The 25050-nt window shown below is 39.2% G+C and carries 11 protein-coding genes; all 11 read left to right on the top strand.

Going from position 1 to position 25050, the window contains the following annotated elements; translation table 11 throughout:
- Positions 1 to 1960: DEAD/DEAH box helicase (locus tag AACV33_RS07050; RefSeq protein ID WP_220488624.1), on the top strand; the 1960-nt coding region annotated here is incomplete at its 5' end.
- Positions 1950 to 3404 carry a hypothetical protein gene (locus tag AACV33_RS07045; RefSeq protein WP_182700021.1) on the top strand — a complete coding sequence of 485 codons (1455 nt, stop codon included), beginning with the start codon at positions 1950 to 1952 and terminating at the stop codon, positions 3402 to 3404. The genes AACV33_RS07050 and AACV33_RS07045, both read left to right, overlap by 11 nt.
- A 3-nt stretch (positions 3405 to 3407) precedes the next feature.
- The gene (locus AACV33_RS07040) at positions 3408 to 5771 is read left to right on the top strand and encodes an AAA family ATPase (RefSeq protein WP_182700020.1); all 2364 of its coding nucleotides are present in this window, start codon (positions 3408 to 3410) and stop codon (positions 5769 to 5771) included.
- A gap of 2 nt (positions 5772 to 5773) precedes the next feature.
- On the top strand, positions 5774 to 7579 hold the full coding sequence (locus AACV33_RS07035; RefSeq protein ID WP_182700019.1) for a hypothetical protein: 1806 nt from the start codon (positions 5774 to 5776) through the stop codon (positions 7577 to 7579).
- 143 nt (positions 7580 to 7722) lie between these two features.
- Positions 7723 to 9360: an N-6 DNA methylase gene (locus AACV33_RS07030; protein ID WP_182700018.1), complete on the top strand. Its 1638-nt coding sequence runs from the start codon at positions 7723 to 7725 to the stop codon at positions 9358 to 9360.
- Positions 9357 to 10664 (top strand): restriction endonuclease subunit S, encoded by a 1308-nt coding sequence (locus tag AACV33_RS07025; protein ID WP_182700017.1) that lies wholly within the window; start codon positions 9357 to 9359, stop codon positions 10662 to 10664. Before AACV33_RS07030 ends, AACV33_RS07025 begins: the two co-directional genes overlap by 4 nt.
- A gap of 51 nt (positions 10665 to 10715) precedes the next feature.
- On the top strand, positions 10716 to 11630 hold the full coding sequence (locus AACV33_RS07020; RefSeq protein ID WP_182700016.1) for a hypothetical protein: 915 nt from the start codon (positions 10716 to 10718) through the stop codon (positions 11628 to 11630).
- A 21-nt stretch (positions 11631 to 11651) separates the two neighbouring features.
- Complete coding sequence (locus AACV33_RS07015) at positions 11652 to 13220, top strand: McrB family protein (protein WP_182700015.1); 1569 nt, start codon at positions 11652 to 11654, stop codon at positions 13218 to 13220.
- A 2-nt stretch (positions 13221 to 13222) separates the two neighbouring features.
- Positions 13223 to 14539 carry an McrC family protein gene (locus tag AACV33_RS07010; RefSeq protein WP_182700014.1) on the top strand — a complete coding sequence of 439 codons (1317 nt, stop codon included), beginning with the start codon at positions 13223 to 13225 and terminating at the stop codon, positions 14537 to 14539.
- Positions 14540 to 14741: 202 nt separating this feature from the next.
- Positions 14742 to 18245 (top strand): STY4851/ECs_5259 family protein, encoded by a 3504-nt coding sequence (locus AACV33_RS07005; RefSeq protein ID WP_182700013.1) that lies wholly within the window; start codon positions 14742 to 14744, stop codon positions 18243 to 18245.
- Between the two features lie 124 nt (positions 18246 to 18369).
- Positions 18370 to 24696, top strand: coding sequence for a DEAD/DEAH box helicase (locus AACV33_RS07000; protein ID WP_255458551.1), 6327 nt, complete (start codon positions 18370 to 18372; stop codon positions 24694 to 24696).
- The last annotated feature ends 354 nt before the right edge of the window (positions 24697 to 25050 follow it).

Below are 25050 nucleotides of genomic sequence, written 5' to 3'. Positions count from 1 at the left end.
ATCGCTAAAACACCAAGTTCTATTGACCAGTTATCAACATGATGCTGTTGATAACGTCGTAGCTAGATCTGGCGTATTTGGACTTCCTGCTATTAAGGTCGGTGGTAAAAAAGATGAGGCGAATCAGCAACAATTAAATAGCATCGACACTTGGACAAATAAAGTTGTTAATGATTTAAAATTGAGTGTTGAAAATGAAATTCAAAGCAGTGATGAATTCAAACTGGTTGATGCAATATCGTCGTTAGTTTTCCAAATAAAAAACTCAAATAGTGCGCAATTCAATTATCAAAATTTAATCGAATTGCAGCTAAAACTAAAAAAATTAGCGACAGAATACGGAATTAAAGTTTCTGCCAAGATTGAAAAAAATGTGGACCAGCTTATTGAGCAGTTCAGCTTATCTTCATCATATGCACTAACAAATATTCAAAAACAAGAGTTAACAATTGCAACCAGAGCACTAAGAACTGACTCAATATCGTACGATGACGATGGAAGCTTAAGACTAACTAGATTAATTCAATTACTCAAAGACTTAAAAAATAATGATTATGATCTGGAGAAGCTTAAAGCCACAATTGAGAACGGTGTAGATATAGATTTTGATTTTTTAAAAAATATTAAAAATCAATTGCTCGATACTTTACAAGAAAAATTTGTACTGCCGCATCAACGTTGGTTGAAATCAGGGCAGTCTAAGAACTTAAGTGAACTAATTTTGGAACTTGAAGCTAGCTTGGTGAGCACACCAAGGTTAGGGCAATTGTATTATCGTAAGAAATACCTAGATTCTCTGATGTTTGAAAAGAAACAAGTTCAAGAGTCATTGAAAGAATATAGTGCAGTGCTTGGTGCAACATGTCAGCAAGCGGCTGGCGAAGCTATGACTGGTATAAAATCTGTTGAGCATAGTAAGAATATTAATTTTGATTCTGTAATTGTCGATGAGGCTGCAAGAGCTAATCCATTGGATCTTATGATACCTATGTCAATGGCTAGAAGGCGTGTGGTTCTAGTTGGAGATCACAGGCAGCTTCCGCATATGCTAGAGCCTAGGGTTGAAAAAGAACTACAAGATAAAAATGAATTAGAAATTATTGATCACGAATTATTACAACAAAGCTTGTTTGAACGTTTGTATCACTCACTTTCTAAATATGAAAAAGAGGGTTCTACAGAGCATCAGCGTGTTGTAATGCTAGATACTCAGTTTCGTATGCACCCTGAATTAGGCTCATTTGTGAGTGAAGAGTTTTACGAGCGGTTTGGCTTACCGCCAGTTAAAGCTGGCTTTGATGAATCTTATTTTCCATTAGACGTACCGGGCTATGAAGGCAAACTTGCAGCGTGGATAAATGTTGAGCCATCAAAAGGAAAAATGTCTTCTAAGAATGGTTCTAAATACCGTGATTGTGAAGCTGAAGTTATAGCGGATGAAGCGTATAAGATAATAACAGCTAGACCGGATTTAAGTGTCGGTATCATCACTTTTTATGCGGCTCAAAGAGACCACATTATCGAAAAAATGGTAAGCAGAAAAGTCATGGAGTATTCATCTACGGGTTCAAATGTTTTATCGGAATTTAGAATGACGAAACCAATCTCAGGTGGAAAGCCAGAAGAGCGTTTTCGCGTTGGTTCTGTTGATGCATTCCAAGGTAAAGAGTTTGATGTCGTGTTGTTATCAACCGTGAGAAGCTGGAATGAAGCAGATGAAATTACTCAAGAAACGGTTAATGATCAGCTAGGTTTTTTACGTATACCTAATCGTATTAACGTTGCTATGTCGAGACAAAAACGTCTGCTAATTGTTGTTGGTGATAAAAGTTTGGCATCACTTAGCCTTAACGAACTTATGCCTGAATCAATTAGAACGTCCGAAAATGAAAAGCTATTAGTGGGTTTTCCTAAATTCTTTAATGAGCTTTGTCAAAAGGAGAAAGGTATTGTTCTCTAATACATATATAAAAATCACAGATTTCCCCAAAAATCGTGAAGTACAGCTTTTTGCCTGGCCGATATACAGCTGGGAAGTGTATTTGTCTTCTCATAAAGGTCGAGAGTTAAACCTTTTTGAAAAAACTATTTTAGAGTTAATTCGAGTTACTGGTGATAGAGAATTATCATCTAGTCAAATTGCTGAATGGCTTTCGTTAGAAAAGGAGATGGTTTTATACATCTTAACAGCCACAATGCAGCCAAATGGGTGGCTAGATAAGAACTTTAAAATTACCGAAGAAGGTCGGAAAATTCTAGATTCTGAAACTGAGCCAGAAATGACAACAGCGTCAGTATTTCAGTGTGCGTTAACGGGGCAATGGTTTCCGAGAATTGCTTATGAGTCTAGTGAAATAAAGCCTGAGAATGATACTGACAAATTAACATTTAAACTAGACAGAGCAACAGATAAAAGAGTAAGAGCTTATCGTGCTAAAAAGCAAATACATGAAGTAAATAGACCAAACGTTGCAGAGCTGAATGAGCTGTTGAGCAAAGATAAAGAGGCTCGTTGGATAGCAAATAATATTAGTGATGAAAGGTATCATATGCCTATTAAGGCTGAGAAAATGATTCTTTCAGATAAAGAAGCCAAGCAGTCCTATTTGTTGCTATGGGCTGACATGTCATCAGGCTTCAAATTCGATTTTATTGACCCATTTGCTCTTTCTAATAAAGCGCCCTGGATGAATGAGCTTTTTGATCAAGCTAGAAGTGTAAATGACAAACTAGAGCAGTTTTCGGCTAGGAGTTTTAACACTGAGGAAAAGGAATTATCTTATTCAGAGACAATTGAACTCATGAAGGAAACAGCCAGGTTTGAAGTGTTAACTAAGCATCCTAATGCTGAGCGTTATGAAGGATTAATCGAGCCTTTATTTGAGTTAATGAACGGGAAAGAAAGGCTTAATCGAGAAAAGTTTGCGGATTATAGTTTAAATAGATCGTTAATCAACGGATGTGGTTCAGTGCTAGAAATTGTATGTAAAGGGGTTTTGATTTCTAATTCATTTAAGCGATTAGGCATTTTACCAGAAAACAAACTTTCAAATTATGAAAAGAGACAACAGATCAGCTTGCTATTAAAAGGGGTAGAGAAGTTCAGTCAATCTCAAATTGATAACATCCTTAACGTTCAGCCTGGTAAAATTTATCAAACGGCGCGTGGGAATAACTCTAGCCTTCGCTCTTTACTGGCAACTATTTTTATATCGATGAGAGATTATCCTCATCATCCGCTTTTGTTTATTACACAAGACAGTTTGTTATTTGGGCAAGTATACGAATTATCGCATGATCGTGATGAAGCATCTCACGGAAATAGTACAAGATTTACCAATGAGCAAGCGTTGCATTACATCGACGTTGTAGACAAATTTTTAGAAAATATTTTAGTGGACTAAGTAATGGCTAAGAACCGAAATAAAAAAAATTCAGCACCAAAAACGATGGAAAAACCACAAGCTCCAACGTCAAATGGAATTTTGGGAGGTCTTCTTAAAAAAGTAGGTGTTTCTTTGGATGAAAAACTCGTTAGTAAGTTAAATGAAGAAGAAAAGCTGGCTTTATCAGATTTGACAGCTCAACTTAAAGAGCTTATTGAAACAAATGAAAGAACAAAACAAGAGCAAGATTATAGTTTAGCTGAAATTGATTTTAATGTAGCGCAAGCAGCTAAGGACAGTGAAGAAGTAAAGAATAAGCTCCAATCAATAATGGTAAAAGAGGAGTCTCTTGCAGCCAAAGAGAAAGAGTTTTTATCGAAATTAAATGGACTTTCAAGCAAAGAACAATCTTTATTAGAAAAAGAGGCGAATGCTAATGCAGGTTTTGCCCTAGAGCGTCAAAAATCGCTAGAATCTTTGAAAAAAGAGTATCAACAAGTCGAGCAAAAAATAGCGCAGCTTGATGAGCAACGCAGAACAAACGAATTAAAAATGCTTGAACAACAAGCTCAAAGTAATGAACGTGCAAAAGAACAAGAAAATACGCGATTTGAAGAGTTAAAGGAAAAGTTACTCGCTGAACATGCTGAATTAGAAAGTCGTCAAATGGAGCTTGATAAGAACATTGACGAAAACAAATCGTTAAATGAGCAGCTAAAGAAAAAACTTGGTGCTCATGCTGTTATGAAAAAGCAAGCGATCGAAGAGTGTCGAAGAGAAATTCAAACTGAAAAAGTGGCATTAGAAAACCAATTAAAGCTTCTAGAAGATTATCGCAATCGTGATCAAAACGAAATTAAAAATCTAACTGAACGTTTACTTGGCTATAAAGAACTAGAAAGAGAAGCTCAGATCAAAGATCTTGGTTCTCCTGCCGCTGTTTTAAAACGCATTGATGAACTTGAAAAAGAACTACGAGATGCTCGTAACAAGTTAAAAGGACGTAGCGAAGATAATTTAGAGGAAGAACTTGATTATTATAAAGATCGAGCTGACGATTTAGAAGAACAATTAAGAGATCTTAAACAAGAGCACGATGAAGTTAAGCTACGTGAGGGTAAATATAAGCTTAGCGTGAGAGAAAAGTTGGAATTACAAAAGCACAAGGATCTTCTTGAAGTTAGCAATGCAGCATTAACTCATAGTATTGAAGCGATTAAGTCTCAATTAGATGATTTAATCGAAAAGCAGCAATCGCAAGAGGTATTCAAAGAGTTAACATTAATGGACCGTAAATACCGTGAGCCGGTGCCAGCAAAACCTGTTAACTCATTAAAAGAATTCACTGAAGAGTTACAGCATAGAATTGCCAGATCAACAGATGTAGAGCTTTATTATGATTTAGACTTGCTCCGAAAGTTTATGGCTGGTTTAGCGCTTAGCCCGCTACATGTGTTTCAAGGTATCTCAGGAACGGGTAAGACAAGTTTGGTTAATGCTTTCGCAGCAGCGGTTGGTGGAGAAGTTACGACAGTACCTGTTCAAGCGGGTTGGCGTGATAGAGACGATTTGATTGGTCACTACAACGCTTTTGAAAAACGTTACTATGAAAAAGAGTGCTTGCAGGGCTTATATAAAGCACATACGCCATCTTTCGAGAAACGTTTTAATATTATCTTGCTTGATGAAATGAACTTGTCTCGCCCAGAACAATATTTTGCGGAGTTCCTATCTGCAATGGAGCAAAACGAACAGAAACGTAAAGTTGTTCTAATGGATTCGTCAGTTGTAAATCCGCCAAAATATTTTGTTGAAGACAGAAAGCTCTTACTCAAAGCGAATACTTGGTTTATGGGGACGGCAAACCATGATGAAACAACGTTTGAGTTTGCAGATAAAACCCATGATAGAGCTTTCACATTAGATTTGGAGAAGCAAGTAAAACCAGAAGGTTGGCACGCCAAAGCTATTAAGAACACGATAATAGATTTTGATTCAATTGATGCTCTTTTTATAAAAGCACAAAAGACTCACAAAAAGCTAGTTTTAGATATGTTGAGTAAACTCACTACTTCAGACTTTACAGCAATTCTAGAACGCCAATTTGATATTGGGTGGGGTAACCGTTTAGAAGCACAAGCGCTTAGATTTATTTCTGTATATAAAGACTGTGGTGGCCATGAAGCCGATGCGTTAGAGCACCTTTTAATAACCCGTGTGTTGCGTAAAGGCAAAGTGCTTGGTCGTTATGATATTTCTATCGATAAGTTAAAAGACTTAAAGATTGCTCTAAGTAAAATGTTCAAATCAGTGAATGGCACTGGAACAAAAGCTATTGATATCATTCAAAGTGAAATTACGCGTAAAGAAGAAGGGGTTTATTAACAATGTTAATAGACAGAGTAACTTCTAAAAAAGTTCAGCCAGGGGAAGTCACTTGCATACAATCAGGGCGTTATGCCCTGGTTGGTCAAGAGCTTGAAGAAAACTTTGAGCAATCTCTTATATTGGAACCAAATATTCCTAAAAAGATAGAGAAGATGTTTCCAAGTGAAGTGGCTTTTGTCAAGCCTTCAGACGAATTGTTTACTAATGATGATATTTTAAAAAGCGAGCAACAGCTCAGAGTTATTTATGAAGCTATTTATCAAATAAATGATAAGTTTGATGCAATTGATCTAGAAAAGTTTAGCCATTTCTTACCTCCTGAGATCAGTAAAAACATAACTCCAAATGAACTTGATAAAGGGATTGAAGAAATTTTCAATAACGGTGTTCTATTTCAAATAAATAGTTCACCGAGAATGAGTATGCGCTATGACACTGAATTGTTACCGACCAGTAGAGTAAAACGATACGCAAACAACTACCAAGCACACTTAGTTGCTCATTCGGAATGCTGGCAGCAAAGAACAATAGTGGGTATTGTCCCGAAAAAACTGATGGCGAAAGTGAGTGAAGATGAAATCGCCATTTATGAGAATATTGTATACGCAAGGTTGATTGATAATTTATTTAATTATTTGATGATGTATCAATTGCGTCTTGAGGAGATTGTAACTTTCATCGGTCGGTTTGGAACGTTAGATAGCAGCAATAAAGATCACCGCTATATCACTCAGTTAACGCTGGACTGGGGTAGAGCCTATGAAGGTAGCGATGAAACGATAGAGCAATTGCAGGATCAAACTGAATCAAGTTTAGAAAAGGTAAAATCTAGCATTCGCAAACTATCACAGTTGCGATCCGATAAGTTATATCAGTCAATTCCACGTGTGTCTAAAGTACCAATGGAATTGAAACAAACTAATATCTTAGTACACGATAAAAACTATCGGAGAGCAGCTCAACTTTGGCGAGTGTGGCTTAAAAATTCCAACACTGATAAGTTGAGTCCTCAGCAGATTCTTGAGCAAAAGCAGCACAACTTTATTCAATACCAATCTTATGTAGATCAAACAATAAGACAAGTGTTTGTTAACTTGGGGTGGTCTCTAACTAAAGCCTCAAAAGGCTATAAGTTAAATCATGATAAGGCCTTTGAATTAACGATTGAATATTCAAATGAAGGCGAATGGTTACTAATTAGAAAAGAAGGTGTCGTAGCCCGGATTGTAGCGCTGTCTGAACCGTTGGTTGAAGAAATCACCCAGAGTGAGTTAGCTGCTGGGGAGTTTTTAATCTGCCCAGAAAATAATACAGTAAACGAAAACGATAACATTATTGTCATTTCACCGATTGAACTTCATGGTAAAGAGATTCTTGCAGGAAAACTGCAACAACAAATCTTAAAAGTGGTTATTTGTGAATATTTGACGGAGTTTACAGTTAGACTACCGACAGCCATACAAGCGATCTACCAAGGAAAGTTTGATCAGATGCTATCAAATGAAGAATTGAGTGTTGCTAAAAAACATGCAAATAAAGAGTTGTATAGCGAGATTGTTACAAAGAATAATATATCTAGGTATTTAAAGCTGTGCCCAGTATGTAGTCAACAGGCACATGAAAGTAGTATTAAACAAACATCAAAAGATTACTTTAACGCACGTTGTAGAAATAAGGCATGTAAGGCAGATTGGACTCTAGATGTAAAAAGAGCACTATTTACCTTAAATGATGGTGGCTCATCTAATGGTAGGTTTGCATTCAGTATCAATCTAGAGCATGACTTGTCTTTAATGATGAATTAGACGGCATACTACTCCAATTCAATGAATATATGTGGGATGAACCTGCTTAGGCGGGTACAATTCACGTCAATTCTTATACCGAATTTAATGCATTCAGCGATGGAGTGGATTTCGTCCATCGCACAAATTAATAGAGAAATAACATGAACAATAATGATCTGGTCGCCAAACTGTGGAAATTGTGTGACAACCTGCGTGATGGCGGTGTGTCTTACCAAAACTACGTGAATGAATTGGCATCGCTGCTGTTTCTTAAAATGTGTGAAGAGACAGGGCAAGAAGACGATTTATTGCCAGAGGGGTTTCGTTGGGCCAATCTTAAAAGCCAAATGGGACAAGACCAGCACCAGTTCTACCGTAATATGTTGGTACAGCTAGGTGCAGAAAATCACCCAATTGTTCGTGCTATTTTCCAAAACGTAAATACCACCATTACTCAACCTAAGCAGCTTACCGAGCTTATTTCGAACATGGACAGCCTAGATTGGTATAGTGACGAAGAAGATGGCGAAGGCAAAAGCCGTGACGACTTTGGTGATATGTACGAAGGCTTACTGCAAAAGAACGCCAACGAAACCAAATCAGGCGCAGGCCAATACTTTACGCCACGCGCACTAATCAGCACCATCATCAAGGTAATGCAGCCACAACCAAGTGAAGTGATCCAAGATCCGGCAGCGGGTACGGCGGGTTTCTTGATTGAAGCGGATAAATACATTAAATCGAACACTGATAATCTGTTTGATCTAGAAGACTCAGTGCAAGAGTTCCAAAGAACCAAAGCATTTGTAGGGCTTGAGTTAGTACCGGAAACCCGTCGTTTAGCCTTAATGAACTGCCTATTGCATGACATTGATGGTGATAAGAACGAAGGCGCAATCCGCTTAGGTAACACCCTAGGCAGCATTGGTGAAAATCTACCAAAAGCCGATGTGATTTTAACTAACCCTCCATTTGGTAGTGCATCAAGCTCTAACATCACCCGTACTTTTGTTCACCCAACAGGCAACAAACAGCTCTGTTTTATGCAGCATATTTACGATGCCCTAGAGCCGGGCGGCCGTGCTGCGGTGGTTATTCCTGATAACGTCTTATTTGAAGGCGGTAAAGGCACAGACATTCGTCGTGATTTAATGGACAAGTGTAATCTACACACCATTTTACGTTTGCCTACCGGTATCTTCTACGCTGCTGGGGTAAAAACCAACGTATTGTTCTTTCAAAAAGGCACACCAGAGAACCCAAACCAAGACAAAGACTGCACCAAAGAGACATGGGTATTCGATATGCGTACCAACATGAACACTTTTGGTAAGCGCCGTCCATTAACCGAAAAGCACTTTGATGTGTTTGTGAACGCGTATGGCAGCGATGAAAATGGTTTATCTGCTCGTGAAGAGGGTGTTTACGAGACTCTTGGCAACATCTTTGCCGAAGGGGAAGATTCTGTTGTTAACAGCATTGAAAACGCCCGTTTCCGAAAATTCAGCCGTGATTACATTCGTGATCAAAAAAGCGACTCGCTAGATATTTCGTGGTTGAAAGATTTAGAAGCCACCAGTGCAGAGAACTTGCCAGAGCCAGAAGTGCTGGCCGGTGAAGCAATGGCAGAGTTGACCGAAGCCATGTCTGAGATTTACCAATTGATGCAAGCACTTGGCGCTGACGACGTAGCTGAAGGGCAGAAGTTGTTGGTGGCAGAGGCGTTTGGGTTTAGAGAGCAGGATTCAGGATTCAGGGGTGGGGAGCTGGGCGCTCAGGCGCAGGAAGGTGAGCTATGAGTTCGTTGCCGAAAGGGTGGGTTGAATGTGAGTTAAAACAGCTTATATCAATAACGTCAGGGAAAAGCCTTACACAGAAGAAAATGATTGAAGGTAATACACCAGTATTTGGTGGTAATGGTATTACTGGGTGGCATAACGAAGGCAATGTGTTTAAGCCGACTATTGTCATAGGAAGAGTCGGATTTTATTGTGGTTCGGTATACATAACACCAGAAAATGCTTGGATTACCGATAATGCTTTTATAACGTCTTTTTCAGAAGATCATATTGATAGGGAATTTCTCTACTGGTTATTAAAATTTACTGACCTTAGACAAAATGATAGTTCATCAGCACAGCCTGTTATTTCAGGACAGAAAGTTTATCCAATTGAAGTGAAGTTCCTCCCACTAGCCGAACAAAAACGCATTGTTGAAAAACTCGATGAGGTATTGGCACAGGTCGATATCATTAAAGCGCGTTTAGATGGTATACCTAGTTTACTAAAACGCTTCCGCCAATCGGTACTCGCTTCAGCGGTGTCGGGGAAGTTGACGGAAGAGTGGCGTATTGGGAGAGATCTTAAGCAAAGGGTAACACTTAACTTAAATGAAGTAACAAGCCATGTCGTAGATTGTCCCCATTCAACACCCAAATGGTCTGATGAAGGACGTTATTGTGTTCGTACAACCGCGTTTAACCCATTTTACTTAGACCTTTCAGAGCAAGGTTATGTAAATGATGAGGTGTTTGCTCTACGAACTTCACGTTTGACTCCTGAAGCAGGAGATATCCTATATAGCAGGGAAGGTACAGTTGGCATTGCTTGTCAAATTCCAGAAGGTGTTGAACTCTGCCTTGGGCAGCGAATGGTTGTGATTCGAGCGAATGAAAGAGTGGATGCAAAGTACTTAACAATAGTACTAAACTCCGACCATATTCTACGTATTGTCAGAGAGTTAACTATTGGAAGTACAGCTCCTAGAGTAAACATGAAGGTTATTCGTGATTATCCAATTCCAGTACCTGATTGTATTGAACAAAAAGAAATCGTTCGCCTAGTCGACCAATACTTCGCTTTCGCTGACACCATTGAAGCGCAAGTGAAAAAAGCGCAGGCGAGGGTGAATAACTTAACCCAAAGTATTTTAGCTAAGGCGTTTCGTGGTGAGTTAGTGCCGCAAGATCCAAATGATGAACCTGCGGATAAGCTACTAGAGCGCATTGCACAGGCTCGTAAAGAGACCGAAGCCCTAGCCAAGGCAGCCAAAAAAGCTGAGATGGCAAGAAAGAAAGCAGAAAAAGCCGCCGCTAAAGGCTAATTGATAATTTTATAAGCACGCTCCGGCGTGCTTTTTTGTGGGTAGTTAATAATGTCAGTATATCTCTTAACGTGGAATCCTAAGCATTTTTCGACAGGTGGTGAAGGATCTGAAGCCGGAACTTTAAACTATGCAGTAGGTGAAAATGTTCGTTGGTCTTGCCATAGCCAACAACCAAAAATTGGTGATACCGTTTATCTGATCAAAGTTGGTGTAGAGCCAAGAGGTATCGTTGCAAAAGGGACAGTAAGTAAAGAGAGTTATTTAACTGAACATTGGTCTGACGCTTCAAAACAAAAACACTATATCGACTTTAAATTGGAAGGCTTGCGCTCTAACTGTGAGCAAGGTTTATTGCCAATGATGTTGCTCCAAGGAGCTATGCCGGATCAAAAGTGGAGCCCTCAAACATCAGGGATCGAAATCAAACAAGGCTATAGAGAAACATTGCTAAGTTTATGGGAAGGCGGTGATGGCCAGCATTCTGTCGAACAATTCTTTCGCTGGTATCTAACTAACGAGTTTAATCCAGATGGTTGGTACAAAAGCTATGTGAAAACTTGTGAATTAGCTAATCATATTCAAAACGGTAAAGAAATAGCCCAAGATGATGTTAAAAAACTTTGGTATGACTCTAGCAACGGCATTGCCGGTGTCGGTCAAGGTTTTATGTATCAACGAGAATTCGATGCTAATTATGAATTTCTATTAGGAATAACTAGCGAAATACTGACTAATCCCACAGAAGAAACTTATCAAAAAGTTATTAATGATTGGAAGCTAGTGGGTAATTTTGAACGTGTCTTATGGGGAGTCATCCACCGCGTCTTTGCTGCAGCAGACCCAAAACAATACACAAGTGTTGTAGCACAATCTTATTTGAATGATGTTTATACGTGCCTGAAAAAACAGTATCAATTACAAAGTAAGCGAAGTGGTTCATGGTTGGCTGATAATAAAGTTTGACTAGAGCTTACTAAGCCATTTATGGATATGAGTGTCGATGACCAAACTCGTAATATTCTTTTATGGAGCTTGTACGAGTGGAAAGCTACAAACAAAAATGATAACACTGTAGAAAACGATCAAGTAAGAAATAATGAAGCCAACTATGAAGTGAACCAGCCGATGATTAATTATGTAGCTAATCCCCTCAATCAAATCCTTTATGGTCCTCCAGGTACTGGTAAGACTTACCATACAATCGAAGCTGCGGTGAAAGCGGCTGAGCCAAAGTTTTATCATCGTTTGGGTATTGATTCTGTGCATGGTACTAATCCAGAACAACGTGAAAAGTTACAGACCAAGTTCAAAGAGTTGTCTGATTCTAAGCGTATTAGATTCGTTACCTTTCACCAAAGCTATGGTTACGAAGAGTTTGTTGAGGGGCTGAGCGCGACATCTATTGATGGGCAGATTTCATACGAAGTTAAATCCGGTATTTTAAAAGACATTTGCGAACAAGCAAGTCGTGGTGTGGAGCAAAGTAATGATCCCCTTGAGATCGCGATTGAAAGCCTCAAGGCTGAACTCGAAGAAGGCGCATCGCTGTCATTAAATACTCAGCGCGGAAAAAAGTTTGATGTTCAGTATCATGGGAATACAACATTTAGAGCTTTTCCACACGAAACAGCGCACGAAGACTTAGGTAACGGATACCCAGTTTCTATCGACAGTGTTCGCAAGCTTTATAGTGGGGCAGATGCTAAAGCGTTTTACAATCCTTCATATGTAAAAGCGATACTCAATCATCTGATTACGAAGTATAAATTGTCTCAAGATCCCGTTGCTCAGCCGGATCGTTTTAAAAACTTTGTACTTGTGATTGATGAAATTAATCGCGGTAATATTTCTAAGATATTTGGTGAACTAATCACTTTAGTTGAGGACTCTAAACGCTCGGGTGTAGGCCAGACGGAATCCATTGAGATCGTTCTTCCACATTCAGGTGAGAAGTTCTCAGTTCCGAATAACTTGTATTTGATTGGCACCATGAATACCGCTGATCGTTCGTTAGCGATGATGGATACCGCACTGCGCCGCCGTTTCGACTTTGTGGAAATGATGCCTAAGCCTTCGTTATTCAAAGATTGTGTTGTAAGACATGATGACGTTGAAATCAACTTGTCAGATCTTTTAATTACGTTAAATGAACGTATTGAAATCCTCTATGACCGTGAGCACACCTTAGGCCATGCGTTCTTCATGCCAGTAAAAGCATTGGTTGATGCGGGCGAACAAGATAAAGCATTTTCAGCTTTAGTCTCGGTATTCCAAAATAAAATCATCCCGCTGCTAGAAGAATACTTCTTTGAAGATTGGGATAAAATTCGTTTGGTATTGGCAGATAACCAAAAAGAAGAAACACTGCAATTTGTGAGTGAAAAGCCGCTTAATAACAGCAAACTAAGTGCATTGTTTGGTAAAGATTATAGCTTAAACCAATACGGTGAAACCCAAAAACAATATATTTTGAAAAGTAAGTCAGATGATGTTTGGAAAAATGCACAGGCATATAAAGCAATTTATCCATCAAGTGATAAGCAAGGCGAATAATCATGGCTTCGCATCCTGTTGTATTTGAGTTTGGTTATTTAACTGCTGAGAGTGCTGCCGCTGATGAGAGCGGCTTTACGCTTATCTCAAAAGAGAACTTTCGCTACTTAGAATCACTTTGTTTAACTCAGCAAGATACTGACGTAAACCAATTTTTGCAGCTTAAAACACGTTATGGCTGCAAGGTACTGCAAGTGAAAAACTATGTTGGCGTGATTTTTACGCCACATGGTGAGCATATTGAAGTGTTGCCAAAAATTGGAAAAAGAGCCAGAGATAAGAAACAGGCGATTACTGATGCTCGTAAAACGCTACTTATGATGCTCAAGCATCTTGGGGATTTTCGTCATATATCAACCAATACGGCAAGCGTAGAAACATTACAAATGCCATTGCTTGAAATATTTATTGAAGAGTTCTTACAAAGCGTTAATCAATTGGTTAAGCGCGGTTTACGCAGTGATTATGTGAAAAGAGAAGATAACTTAGCCTTTCAAAAAGGAAAGTTATTAGTATCAAAACAAGTCCGTCACAATGTGATAAATAAGCATAAATTCTATGTTGAATATGATGAGTTTTTGCAAGACAGACCTGCAAACCGTTTACTTCGTGCTGCGCTTAAAAAGGTCTCTGGTTTTACTTCCCGTCATAAAAATCAGCGTTTATTACGAGAGCTAGATTTTGCCTTTGACTGCATCCCACCAAGTACAAACCCGAAAGATGATTTTGCACGAATTAAGATCGATAGGGGGATGAGCTATTATCACTCGCCACTTGCTTGGGCCAAGCTAATTTTGGAAGGGCTTTCACCATTAAGCATGAAAGGCACAGCAGAGGCTCAGTCACTTCTATTCCCAATGGAAATGGTGTTTGAAAACTATGTGGCTTCGGTATTAGGCGAAAATCTTCCTGAGGGCACAACGCTAAGAACTCAAGTAACGTCTAAATATTTAACCACGCATAATGGCAAAAACCAGTTCCAACTTCGTCCTGATTTAATGATCACAAACTCAGATCAATCAAGCATTGTGTTAGATACTAAGTGGAAGTTAATCGACTTAAATGCATATCACTATGGCATTTCACAATCAGATCTTTACCAAATGTTCGCCTATGGGCATAACTATTTAGATGGAACAGGGGATTTATTTTTGATTTATCCTGCTCATGAGTATTTTAACACTGCTGTTGAGCACAGTTTTGAGTTTAGCGAAAAGCTGAGGCTATGGATTGTCCCGTTTGTTATTTCATTAACTGGCAATTCGAGCATCAAATGGCCAGAGGCATTAAAATTACAAGCTTATAAAACTCATGAGTAGACTTGGGTGTGTAATAGTCTCTTTAAAGAAACTTGCTTTTCTATTTATCTCAAATGTGCAAATGGCGCAATGTGGTAAATTTGATTAGCTATGATGTGATACTTTATGGGTATTAAGTATAATATGTGGAAATTGTTAAGTGTGCTTTTCTTTTCCGTACATGATAGCTAACAAACCAATTAACTAGCATTAAGTGATTGATATGATTTTAGATAGTGTTCAAAGTCCAGTGGTAACGATGCAACAGTGGTTTAACGAGTTTGAATCGAAAAGGTCCAAACCTAAAAAAGGAATGCCTTTGTGGGCATTGAAGGTTACGGACAAAGAACTCCTGCAAATGAACAAGTTGTTAAGAACACTTTTCAGAGCCAAAGATCCTTCTGTTGTGTTCAATCAACACTCTTGTGCTGGTTATGGTAAAAAGTTTGACCAAATCTTCACGCTTTATTTAGCTACATGGATTCAAAGAAACTTTACGGGTGGCAAGGAGCGATGGCCTGTTGTCCTTCGTAGTATCGACATATCACATAACAATCGACTCAACACTTATATCTATGATTCCGTAAAAGCAGGTCTCAAATATTGGGGGATTGATCTCTACTCAACTTCTTCTGCAAATCAATATTTTGCAACCTTATACTGCCAAGGTGGATTCCCTAGATCTGGCCTTGTTGGTTTGAGTAGTGGACCAGTACCTGAATATTTGGACAAGGTTATTTCCCAATTTGCTTTATTTCATCACACTTCTGAAATCAACGATATTGCTCATCAGCAACTTGAACTACTGCCAGAAACGCTAAAGCAACCTCCTTTTGCTAGGTTAGCTACCGTTTTGATTACCAAGTTAATGGAGTATCGAGATTGCTACCATCTGCACGGGGAGTCTGAACCCGTAATCGCACTGAATGTACGATATCCTCAATGGAGAGATGAACTTCCATTTTTGCTTTGTGATGAAGAGGCTTATGAATTAATTGGCCGTTTGGTTCGTAAGACCTCAGCAATCATTCGCCGTGAGCAGAATCCAGTTCGAATTAAACGTTACCTCAGAGAAGATATGGGGCACTGGGATTTGGTCGCCGAGACTTATGTTAACCATACAATCCACCCTCAAGATTTATCTCGCGTACTTTCTTTGGAAAGTTTACCTAAGTTCTTTGACTTATACACACAAACGAATACGGGCGAACGGGTAAGAACCGCATCCTTTAACTTGAAAGGATATACCAACAAAAGATGGCAGGTTATAACCAAGTTTGCTCACTTTTATAATGCTGATGCTGCGAGTAGTATTAACTACGAGCTTTGGAGTGATGGCCGAAAATTTAATAATGATACTTATTACCGAGGTGAAGAACTCAATAAATCTCTACCTTGGGTTTTTTCTGCTGAAGGTGAGAAGTCTCAGTATCTTGGTCAAGGTAATGTTCAAGTAAAACAAGCCTCTGCATTAATTGTTCACGCTGGTTCAATTGAGCCGGCAACTTCGCGATCAAAGGTTGAAAAGGTTGGAAGCATTGCGAGTTTAGACCGAGATGTTTTTCGTGTTGTTGGTAAGGCAAAAGTCCAATTAGATTATGGTTTCATTGAAGTTGAGACAGGCGCTGAGGAAGCCCAAGATGTTACCTGTTGGTTAGAGGGAGAGCGTAATCACGAGGCTATCTCGCATCAATATGTATTCGAAGGTAAACCTACTGGAATGATGAGATTCGGTGTGAATAAGTCTCAATCTATTCCGAGTGTAGAATTATTCTGGAAGAGTGTTGATTCTGATTCACTCGTGCCACTTAGTTCTGATGTGTTTTCTTATGGCCTTGGGTCGGTTATTTGGTTTAACGCTGGTCAAGTAATGTGGCAAATGAAATGCGCAATTTTGCCCCCTTCATCTGATTTTAATGTGATTCATTATGGTAGAGGTGAAATTGAGCTAAAAGCAGTTGGTTTCAAAAATACTGACCTGGGCTTCGTGGAGAGCGAAAAAAACTGGTTAAGAGATGTTGAAGTGATAGAGGATATGTTCCTTGCTGAAGTTCAGATCCCTGCTAGCATGCCCGAAACTTTTCACCCAGTGTTAGGTTGGAATAACTCAGTTAAGAATATCTTGACGTTTGAGTTTGATTCGATGCAATCAGGCGTATGCTTGCTCGGTAATAAAGGTAATACGTTAAATGCCAGAGGCAATAAGATTACTTTAGACGACCTTTACGCAAGCAGTTTAAAGGTTAAACTAAGCCAAGAGTCCAGCTCTATCAGTGTGTCAGCTGCACTAATGCAACACAAAAGTATTAAAGCAAGCATTACTGATGTAATTCAAATTCCTGAATCAAAAATTACAGTTGGAAGTGGTGAACTAGCGCGTATGGCACAGGCGTTATTTACACAATCTGATGATACTCGTGATCGTGTTTCATTTAAATTCTACTCAGGAAGAGAGCCTTTGGAGTCGCGTGTACCGGCAATTGAACAGTTCAAGTATCCGGTAGCTTCGTTGAAAGAAGATCGTTCGATACTTCGCATTTATGGTGCACATGATCATAGTAATCCAGACTCAATACAACTCTATACTGCGCCTATATGGGATCTTTCACGTGAACATACGCCACTATTAAAATCCTTAGGAGAACGAGGGGAGTTGCTTTTTTCGTTGCCAGAGATAAGTGAACCTGGCCCATGGTTCGTGTACTCAAAAGATGATCGAAAGATCCAACCAAGAGCTGTGTTAGTTGCTCAGAAAGAAACTGAAGTTAAAGAATATAATTATTCTCGTTTACAGTTATCTATCCGAGATCTAGTTTTTAGTCCTGAGAGCAGAAGTTTCAATTATATAGATATGGATGAAGCTTTGAGAGAGTTGATGGTTGACCTACAACATGGCGACTGGCAAATAGTGCAGTCGTTTGTTGAGCAGCTTTCTATTGCGAATCCAACTACGTTCCACATTTTTAAGCGTCTAGCTGCAAATCCAGATGTGTTTGCCTCATTGTTACTAAAACAAGAGAGTCTGGAAGAATTTGAATCGGTTTGGTCAATATATCTCGATATGCCATTCGAATGGTTGAATGTATCGTTAAAGCAGTGGGTTGATGCTATTGAATTGACGGCCAAGAGCACGATGGACTCATTGATGATGATGAAAGATCAATTGCCTTCGGATCAGTTTGAACAGATTCAGAATACGATGTTGAAGAGTCGGCTACAAAATCTATCAGACAAAGGTGAATATTTTTCAGCTGTTGTTGAAGCAGCACTGTTTATCCTTTACAACATTAAGTCAAGCTGGATGGATATGCCAATTTACTCAGAAGAAGTACCATCTTATATTGCTGATTTCCACAAACAAAAAACTGAATATTTTAGTCGTCAAGAAGGTAGACTTCTGACTCAAATTCAAAATAAACATAATGACATTCGATTAAAAGAACTCCTTGATTCAAGACTATCGAGAGAGCTTTTGGATGCTGAACTTAAAGGTTTTACCCAGCATTACTCTGTAGAGAAATCCAAAGCAATTCGATTGTCTATACCTTTAGAGCTACCGATCAAAATTGCACTTCTTAATACAGGCTCCTACCCAGCGGCTGATATCGATGAAGAAGAGTTGAGATTGATTAACTTTGCTCTAAACCGTCTATCTCAGTTTGATCGAGTATGGGTACAAGAATCGATGGCAATTGCATTAAAGTCTGCAGTTAAATTACGAGCGTAATAGGTTGATAACAATGTCTACAAAAGCAATTAATTTTAAGTTTCTCTATAAAGATCTTTCCTCAGTTACTTCACAGGCTGTGATTAATCGACTTCAATTGAAATCAACCTCTTTGAGAAAGTTTTTGCAAAGTGAGTTTCAAGTTAAATATGGCAAGGGAAATGACTTTTTTGCACAACCAGTCTTTGAAGCAACTTTTAGTTGGTCTTCGGAAGGCAATGATAATGACCTTAAAGGATTAGTAACTAAAGGTAAGTTAGAGCGTGCTTTCGTTAAAAATCTATCGCAACCACCAATGCCTTTTCCAGACTCTTCTGAAGAAAAAGAGAAATATCGACTTAAAGGAATAAGTGAAGACCGTTGGGCTGACGATATACAAGAAGACTATACTTGGCCACTTGATAGACCGCCATATAAACATCAGCTAGAAGCTTGGGATTACTTGTCTTCCAATAAAGTAAAATCAGTTGTTGTCACATCAGGAACAGGCTCGGGTAAAACAGAGTGTTTTCTAATTCCATTGTTGAATGATTTAGCGAAGCAATCAAACCTAAGTGCAGAACCTCTTGAGGGAACACAGGCGATATTTCTCTATCCGCTCAATGCTTTGATCAATTCACAAAAAGAGCGCTTGAGTGCATGGACTCGTGGTTTTGAAGGTAAAGTCAGGTTTGCTCTATATAATGGAGAAACACCAACTCAAGCTCCGTCTAAGAATATTTCCAACGCAAGCTTTAGTAAGAACGCTACGCCTGAGCAGGTTACGAACAGAAAGGATATTTGGTCTTCGCCGCCACCGATACTTGTGACTAATGCCACAATGTTAGAGTACATGCTTATTCGCCAACAGGACGAAGATATTCTTGCTAAGTCGCAAGGAAAATTAAAGTGGATAGTTCTGGATGAAGCACATACATACGTTGGTTCTCAAGCTGCAGAGATAGCACTACTACTGCGTAGGGTTATGCATGCCTACAATGTTAAGCCTGAAGATGTTCGTTTTGTGGCAACTTCTGCAACTATTGGTGATAAAAACAAACAAGAAGAAACGAACAGAGATCTTCAACGATTTTTGGCTAAGGTTGCAGGTGTACTACCCGATCAAGTCGCTGTAGTTAATGGTCATCGTTCTATACCAGAAATCAACTCAACTGGAGTAGAGTCCTCTTTTAGCTTTAAAAAAGCTAGAGGCATGAGTTCTGGTGATCTTTTTGACTATATGAGTGACTTTCAAGTGCTTCGTGAAATGAGGGAGAGCTTGACTCGAGAACCACATACACTTGAAGAAATGGCTCGTATTCTTGAGCCGAGTAAATCAGAAAGCATTTCTCAGGGTGAGTTAACAAAAGTGCTAGATGTTATTGATTTGGCAGTAACCGCCTATCTTAAAGGAGATGATAGTCAACAGGCGTTCTTACCAGTACGAGCACATATTTTCCATCGCTCTCAAAGAGGCTTATGGGCTTGCTCTGCTCCAAGTTGTTGTAATAAAGTTGATACAGAGCTTCAAGATGGTTGGAAGTTCGGTATGGTTTATACAAACGAGCGAACTCATTGTGAAGGAGAGTGCGGGGCTCCTGTCTTTGAGCTTACTCATTGTAAAGATTGTGGAACGCCAAGCCTTGCTGCAGCAAAGACAACAGCAAAGGGTGGTATTAAGCTATTAGAGCCTAGAGAAACAGACCTGCTAGACGATTACGTCGACGAAATTGATGAATATGAACAGTTTTCTGATGAGATAATAGATACTGAGTTTGAAGCTAATGTTCAGATCTTTGCAAGAGAGGATGCTCTAGGAAATGCGCATGATAAACTAGGCTGCACTCACGTTAGCATTGACCCGAAAACTAATCGTATATCTGAGGGTTTTGAGTCAGGGCATCTTGATATTTTCTATAACCAAAATGACCGTGATGATGGACTACGCTGCGCTCACTGTCACGGGGTAGAGAATGTTCCGAATACTCAATTCAAACGAGCTTTGCTAGGTTCTCCTTTTTTAATGGGGTCATTGGTACCAGCGATGCTACGACACATTCCTGGTGATAACTGTGATGACCTCAAAGGAAAGCGTTTGATAACGTTTACTGATAGCCGTCAGGGGACGGCTCGATTTTCAGCAAAGATGCAGTTAGATTCGGAACGAAATTGGACCAGAAGCCAGGTTTACAAGAACGCTGTTCTCGAGTTGGGTAAATTGGACTTGCCTAAAGGTTTACAAGATCAGAAAACAGCTATTCAAGTAATGAGAGACAGCGGTGTTCCGGAGGCGGTTATTGCTCCGATGGAACTAAATTACATTGCACAGTTGAAAAAAGTACCATCAAAAAAAGTAAATTGGACTGAGCTAAAAGAACGTTTGAGCGTTTTACCAGAGATACAACTACTGTCTGGTGCTGAACTAGATTTGTTAGAGGGTAAGGCTCTTGAGAAGTATGATGAGCGTATTCCTGGGGAGTATCGTAAACGTTCAGAGCTGTTGAGTGATGCAGATAATCTTGCTGATCTGTTCTTAAAACGAGAGTTTGCTAGGCGTGGTAAGAATGCTAATAACCTTGAATCTATGGGGCTCATTAGCCTTCATTATCCAACAATCGCTAACTTAACTGAAGAGGATGTGAACTCTTCAGAGTGGCGAAGCTTAGGGTTTGATCTTGAAGATCTTAAAAACTACTTGAAGATCTGTATGGACTTCTATATCCGAGAAAATACGCTCGTTGATATAGACAGGAGTGTTATCAACTGGATGGGAGCAAAGATTAACCCAAGATTACTCAAAGAGTCGAGCTACGAATATAAGGATGAGTTTGAGAAAAGAGCTTTATTTAGATTTCCTGTAGTTAATAACGGCCTACAGCATCGTTTAGTTCGCTTACTCGAATTAGGCTCAGGCCGTATTGCAAAGGATGAAAAAGAACTTTTTAACTCAGTGTTGTCTTTTATTTGGGGCTTACTAACAAAACGTACTCAATTATTAACTTTGTCTGAGCGACAAGAAATGAGCACTGGTAATGAGATATCAGGTTATAACTTAAAGTTTGATGAGAAAATTGAATTTAATCCGATCGGAAAGGCTTGGTTGTGCCCAGTTACTAATCGTTGGTTAGATACTACGTTTAAGGGGCTTTCTCCGTACACTACAGGGTCGTCGACATCGGATGATGTCAAATGTGACGAGCCATACGAGATTGTTCATCCAGATGTAAAAACAGTCAATAGCTCAACAGATAATATAAGAAGCTGGTTAGCTGACGAAGATGTTTTGAACACACATCGTGATAACGGTCGTTGGTCTGATATTAATGACAGAGTAATTGCAGGAGTGCCTTTAGTTCGTGCAGCTGAGCACTCTGCTCAACAAAGCTCGGACAAACTAAAGCGTCTCGAAAAAGCATTTAAAAAAGATTACTTAAACGTTCTTAGTTGTTCTACCACTATGGAAATGGGAGTAGATATTGGCTCTCTTAGTATGGTGGCAATGAACAATGTTCCACCTAGTACTTCGAACTATTTGCAACGTGCCGGTCGAGCAGGTAGACGTAGAGAGTCGACAGCATTGGCTCTTACCTTCTGCAAAGCCACACCGCATGGAGAACGAGTGTTTAGTGAGCCTAAATGGCCATTCGCGACGCCAATCCGAGTACCTAAGGTCTCGTTGGACAGTGGTACTATTGTACAGCGTCATATAAATGCATTCTTGTTAGCGAGCTTTTTGAAGATTGAGAAGGGTCGTTCCAACAACCTTTTGAAGATGCAGGTCGGTGCATTTTTCTTGGGTGATGGTGGCCTTAATCCATTCAACGCGTTTAGAAATTGGTTAGCTGGCCCAGCGCGTAATGATGAGAGTGTGCTTGCTGGTTTAGAAAGCCTTAAATTCGATTCGATATTTGTTAGTCATCTCAATAGCATCCTTATGGATAATGCATTAAATGCGATCACATCTTCGCATGTCAAGTGGATGCGTAGATACGAATCTCTTAACACACAAATTGAGGCTACAAGTGATAGTAATTCTCCTGCATCAAAGAAATTAGCAAGACAATTGAAGCGTTTGGAGCGAGACTATTTATTGGCCGAATTGGCCAATGCTGGTTATTTGCCGGGTTATGGTTTTCCTACAGGAGTGGTTCAGCTAATTACTGACAACCGTAGTGAAAATAACTCAAGGGATGATGGTAAATCTCAACATCGAACTTCGTATCCAAGTCGAGGCCTTGAGGTCGCACTTAGAGAATATGCTCCAGGGGCAGAAATCGTTCGTGATGGGGCTGTTTATCAGTCGCAAGGTCTTCAATTAAATTGGAAAATGCCATTTTCTGGAAATGACATCAAACAAGAGCAGCTTATTGAGTATCAATGGGAATGTGAGCACTGCGGAAATATAGGCTTTGAGTCTGTGAGTTCTGAACGAGCAAATATTCGCTGTACTGACTGTGACAGTGACAGACTAACCTGGAGTGAGTTTATCGTTCCATCGGGCTTTGTTGTTGATTTCAATAAGCCTTTGCACAATAACTATGTGTCACCAAACTACTCTGGATATAGAGAGCCTAAAGTCGCTTTAAATGATTCACAGTGGCAACCACTTTCTAACTCTGGTGTTGGACGTTACCGAGTATCTGAATACGGTTCTATTTTTCATTATAACGATGGCGAAGGGGGAGGATACGCTTTGTGTTGGTGTTGTGGTAGAGCAGAACCTTTAGCTGTTGAAAAGACGCCAGTGGGTAACGTAAGATTATCTAGAGAACCTCAAATATTGAATACTCATAAACGCCTTCAAGGCTTTAAGGTTAAAGGAGAATTGCATTGTGAGGGAGTAACTCAGGGTTGGGGGGTGAAACTCAGTGAAATAAGTAAGACAGAGAAAGAAATTTCTATGCCGTTCATCATGGGATATCCTCAAAGCACTGCGATGTTTGAGTTACAACTTAAGAACCCCATTTCTGGTAATTGGATATCGGATGAGACCTTGCTGTATACATTAGGTGTTGCTCTTAGACAAATGTACTCAGATGAAAAGGGTATTACGACTCAAGAGTTAGGCGTAGCTATAAAAAAGAAAAGAACAGAGTCGTTTGAAGAGGTGGTGAGTTTATATATCTTTGACTCTGCTACTCAGGGCGCTGGCTTTTCTAGCTCTATGCCGGAAGTTCTTTCGCAACTTCTAAAAGGGCTTACCGAGTACTTAAAACAGTGTCCGAATACTTGTGAAACAGCATGCCATGCTTGTTTATTGGATTATGATACTCAACATAATGTAAAAATACTAAATCGAAATTATTTGATTCAAAAGCTTGAAGAAAGCAAGATTCTTGAAGGTTTGGCTCTATCAGTAGATAGATGTTTCTTTGGTGACTCTTCGGCAGTTGAGCTCAGTAGTGCACATCAAGTTTTGTCTAGAGTCGGGCATTCTTGTAATCAGATAAATGTATTTTTATGTACACCAGAATGGCATTTTGGTGAGTGGAATATTCGAGAACAAATAACCACTCTTGCTACGAAAGGGATTCCAGTTAACGTTTACCTTTCTAAAGAGTTAGCTGAATTAGTAAATTCTGACCTTGCATGGGAAATAGCCCGATCTATGCCCGTTGGTATTATTAACTTCCAAGAATTGAGTTCACCAATAGAATTGACTTCGGGTGGTCTGCCGGTTATGTCGTTAAAAATTGGCTCAAAGTTACATTGGTACGCGACCGATGAGCTGGGCCAATTGGCAGCAAATAAGCACTGGGGTAGCGGTGAAGAAAATTGCTTAGTAACCGCTACAAAAGACTTAGAGATAAGCTCGACTAAATTTAATTTAGAAGCACTTGCTCAATTATCTACTCTAAATGAAAGTTCCTTTATATTAAATGATGTTTCGACATTGAAGGGCCATATCACTTCATTCGGAGAGAGTTTCGTTGATTTATTAGCAAGCAATATCCAATCTTTAGATGAAACGCTAAGAAACAATATCAACTCTATTCATTATAGTGATCAATACGTGGTGAGCCCAATTAGCGTTGTGTTAATTAACTATATACTAGCAGCGTTTAATAAACGATATGGATGTTTTTCATCAGAAATAAACACTGTTGCTCCTAGAAAGTATGTTACCGGACAAAGAGTGTCTAAATCTGTTGGAGATAACTTCTTAGAAGCGAGTGATGTATTAGACTTTATCTATGATTCATCGAAGGCTCTTGGTATAGAGGTCTATGGAGACATCGTTGACAAGTCGGAATTGTCACATAGCCGAATTATGCGAATCGATTTAAAGGATGGTAGAGAGTTTAAACTTTTATTTGATCATGGCATGGGCTATTGGTGCCGAAGTAGAGATTATAACCAGAGTTTTGATTTTAGGAATGCCTCCGGTGAAGTGTCTACAATTGAGGAATGGAATTTTTCAATAAAAGACTCAGGAAAAGAAACTTTTATTGCTGTTAAGTTAGGTGAATAATTTGCTAGGTGTATAAGTTATGGGTATCTGGTACGTTAATAAGTTTAGAAAACATTATCCTTTAACTACTTAAATCAAGAGGGCCTCTCATCAGTAAATCGGTTGAGAGGTCCCCCATCATGTGCAAATAATCAAACTCCGGTAAATACAAAAATGAATCATGGCTGTGGAGGGAGAGATAAATGGATATGAGAGCGTTTTTCTAATGACTGTTTTTGGTTGTTGTTATTTAAGTTGCTGTTTTAAAGATTTATTGTGGCTTTTCATTAAAATTCATTAATAAGTGATGAAAAGTATGGCTAATACAAACTACATAATCGTACTCTACTGTTTATATTAAAGTGTCATGCGTTT

It is taken from the genome of Aliivibrio sp. SR45-2, assembly GCF_963890165.1.
Classification (GTDB): Bacteria; Pseudomonadota; Gammaproteobacteria; order Enterobacterales; family Vibrionaceae; genus Aliivibrio; species Aliivibrio salmonicida.
The sequence above is the reverse complement of the archived record's forward strand: the minus strand, read 5'-3'. Positions and strand labels throughout refer to the sequence as shown.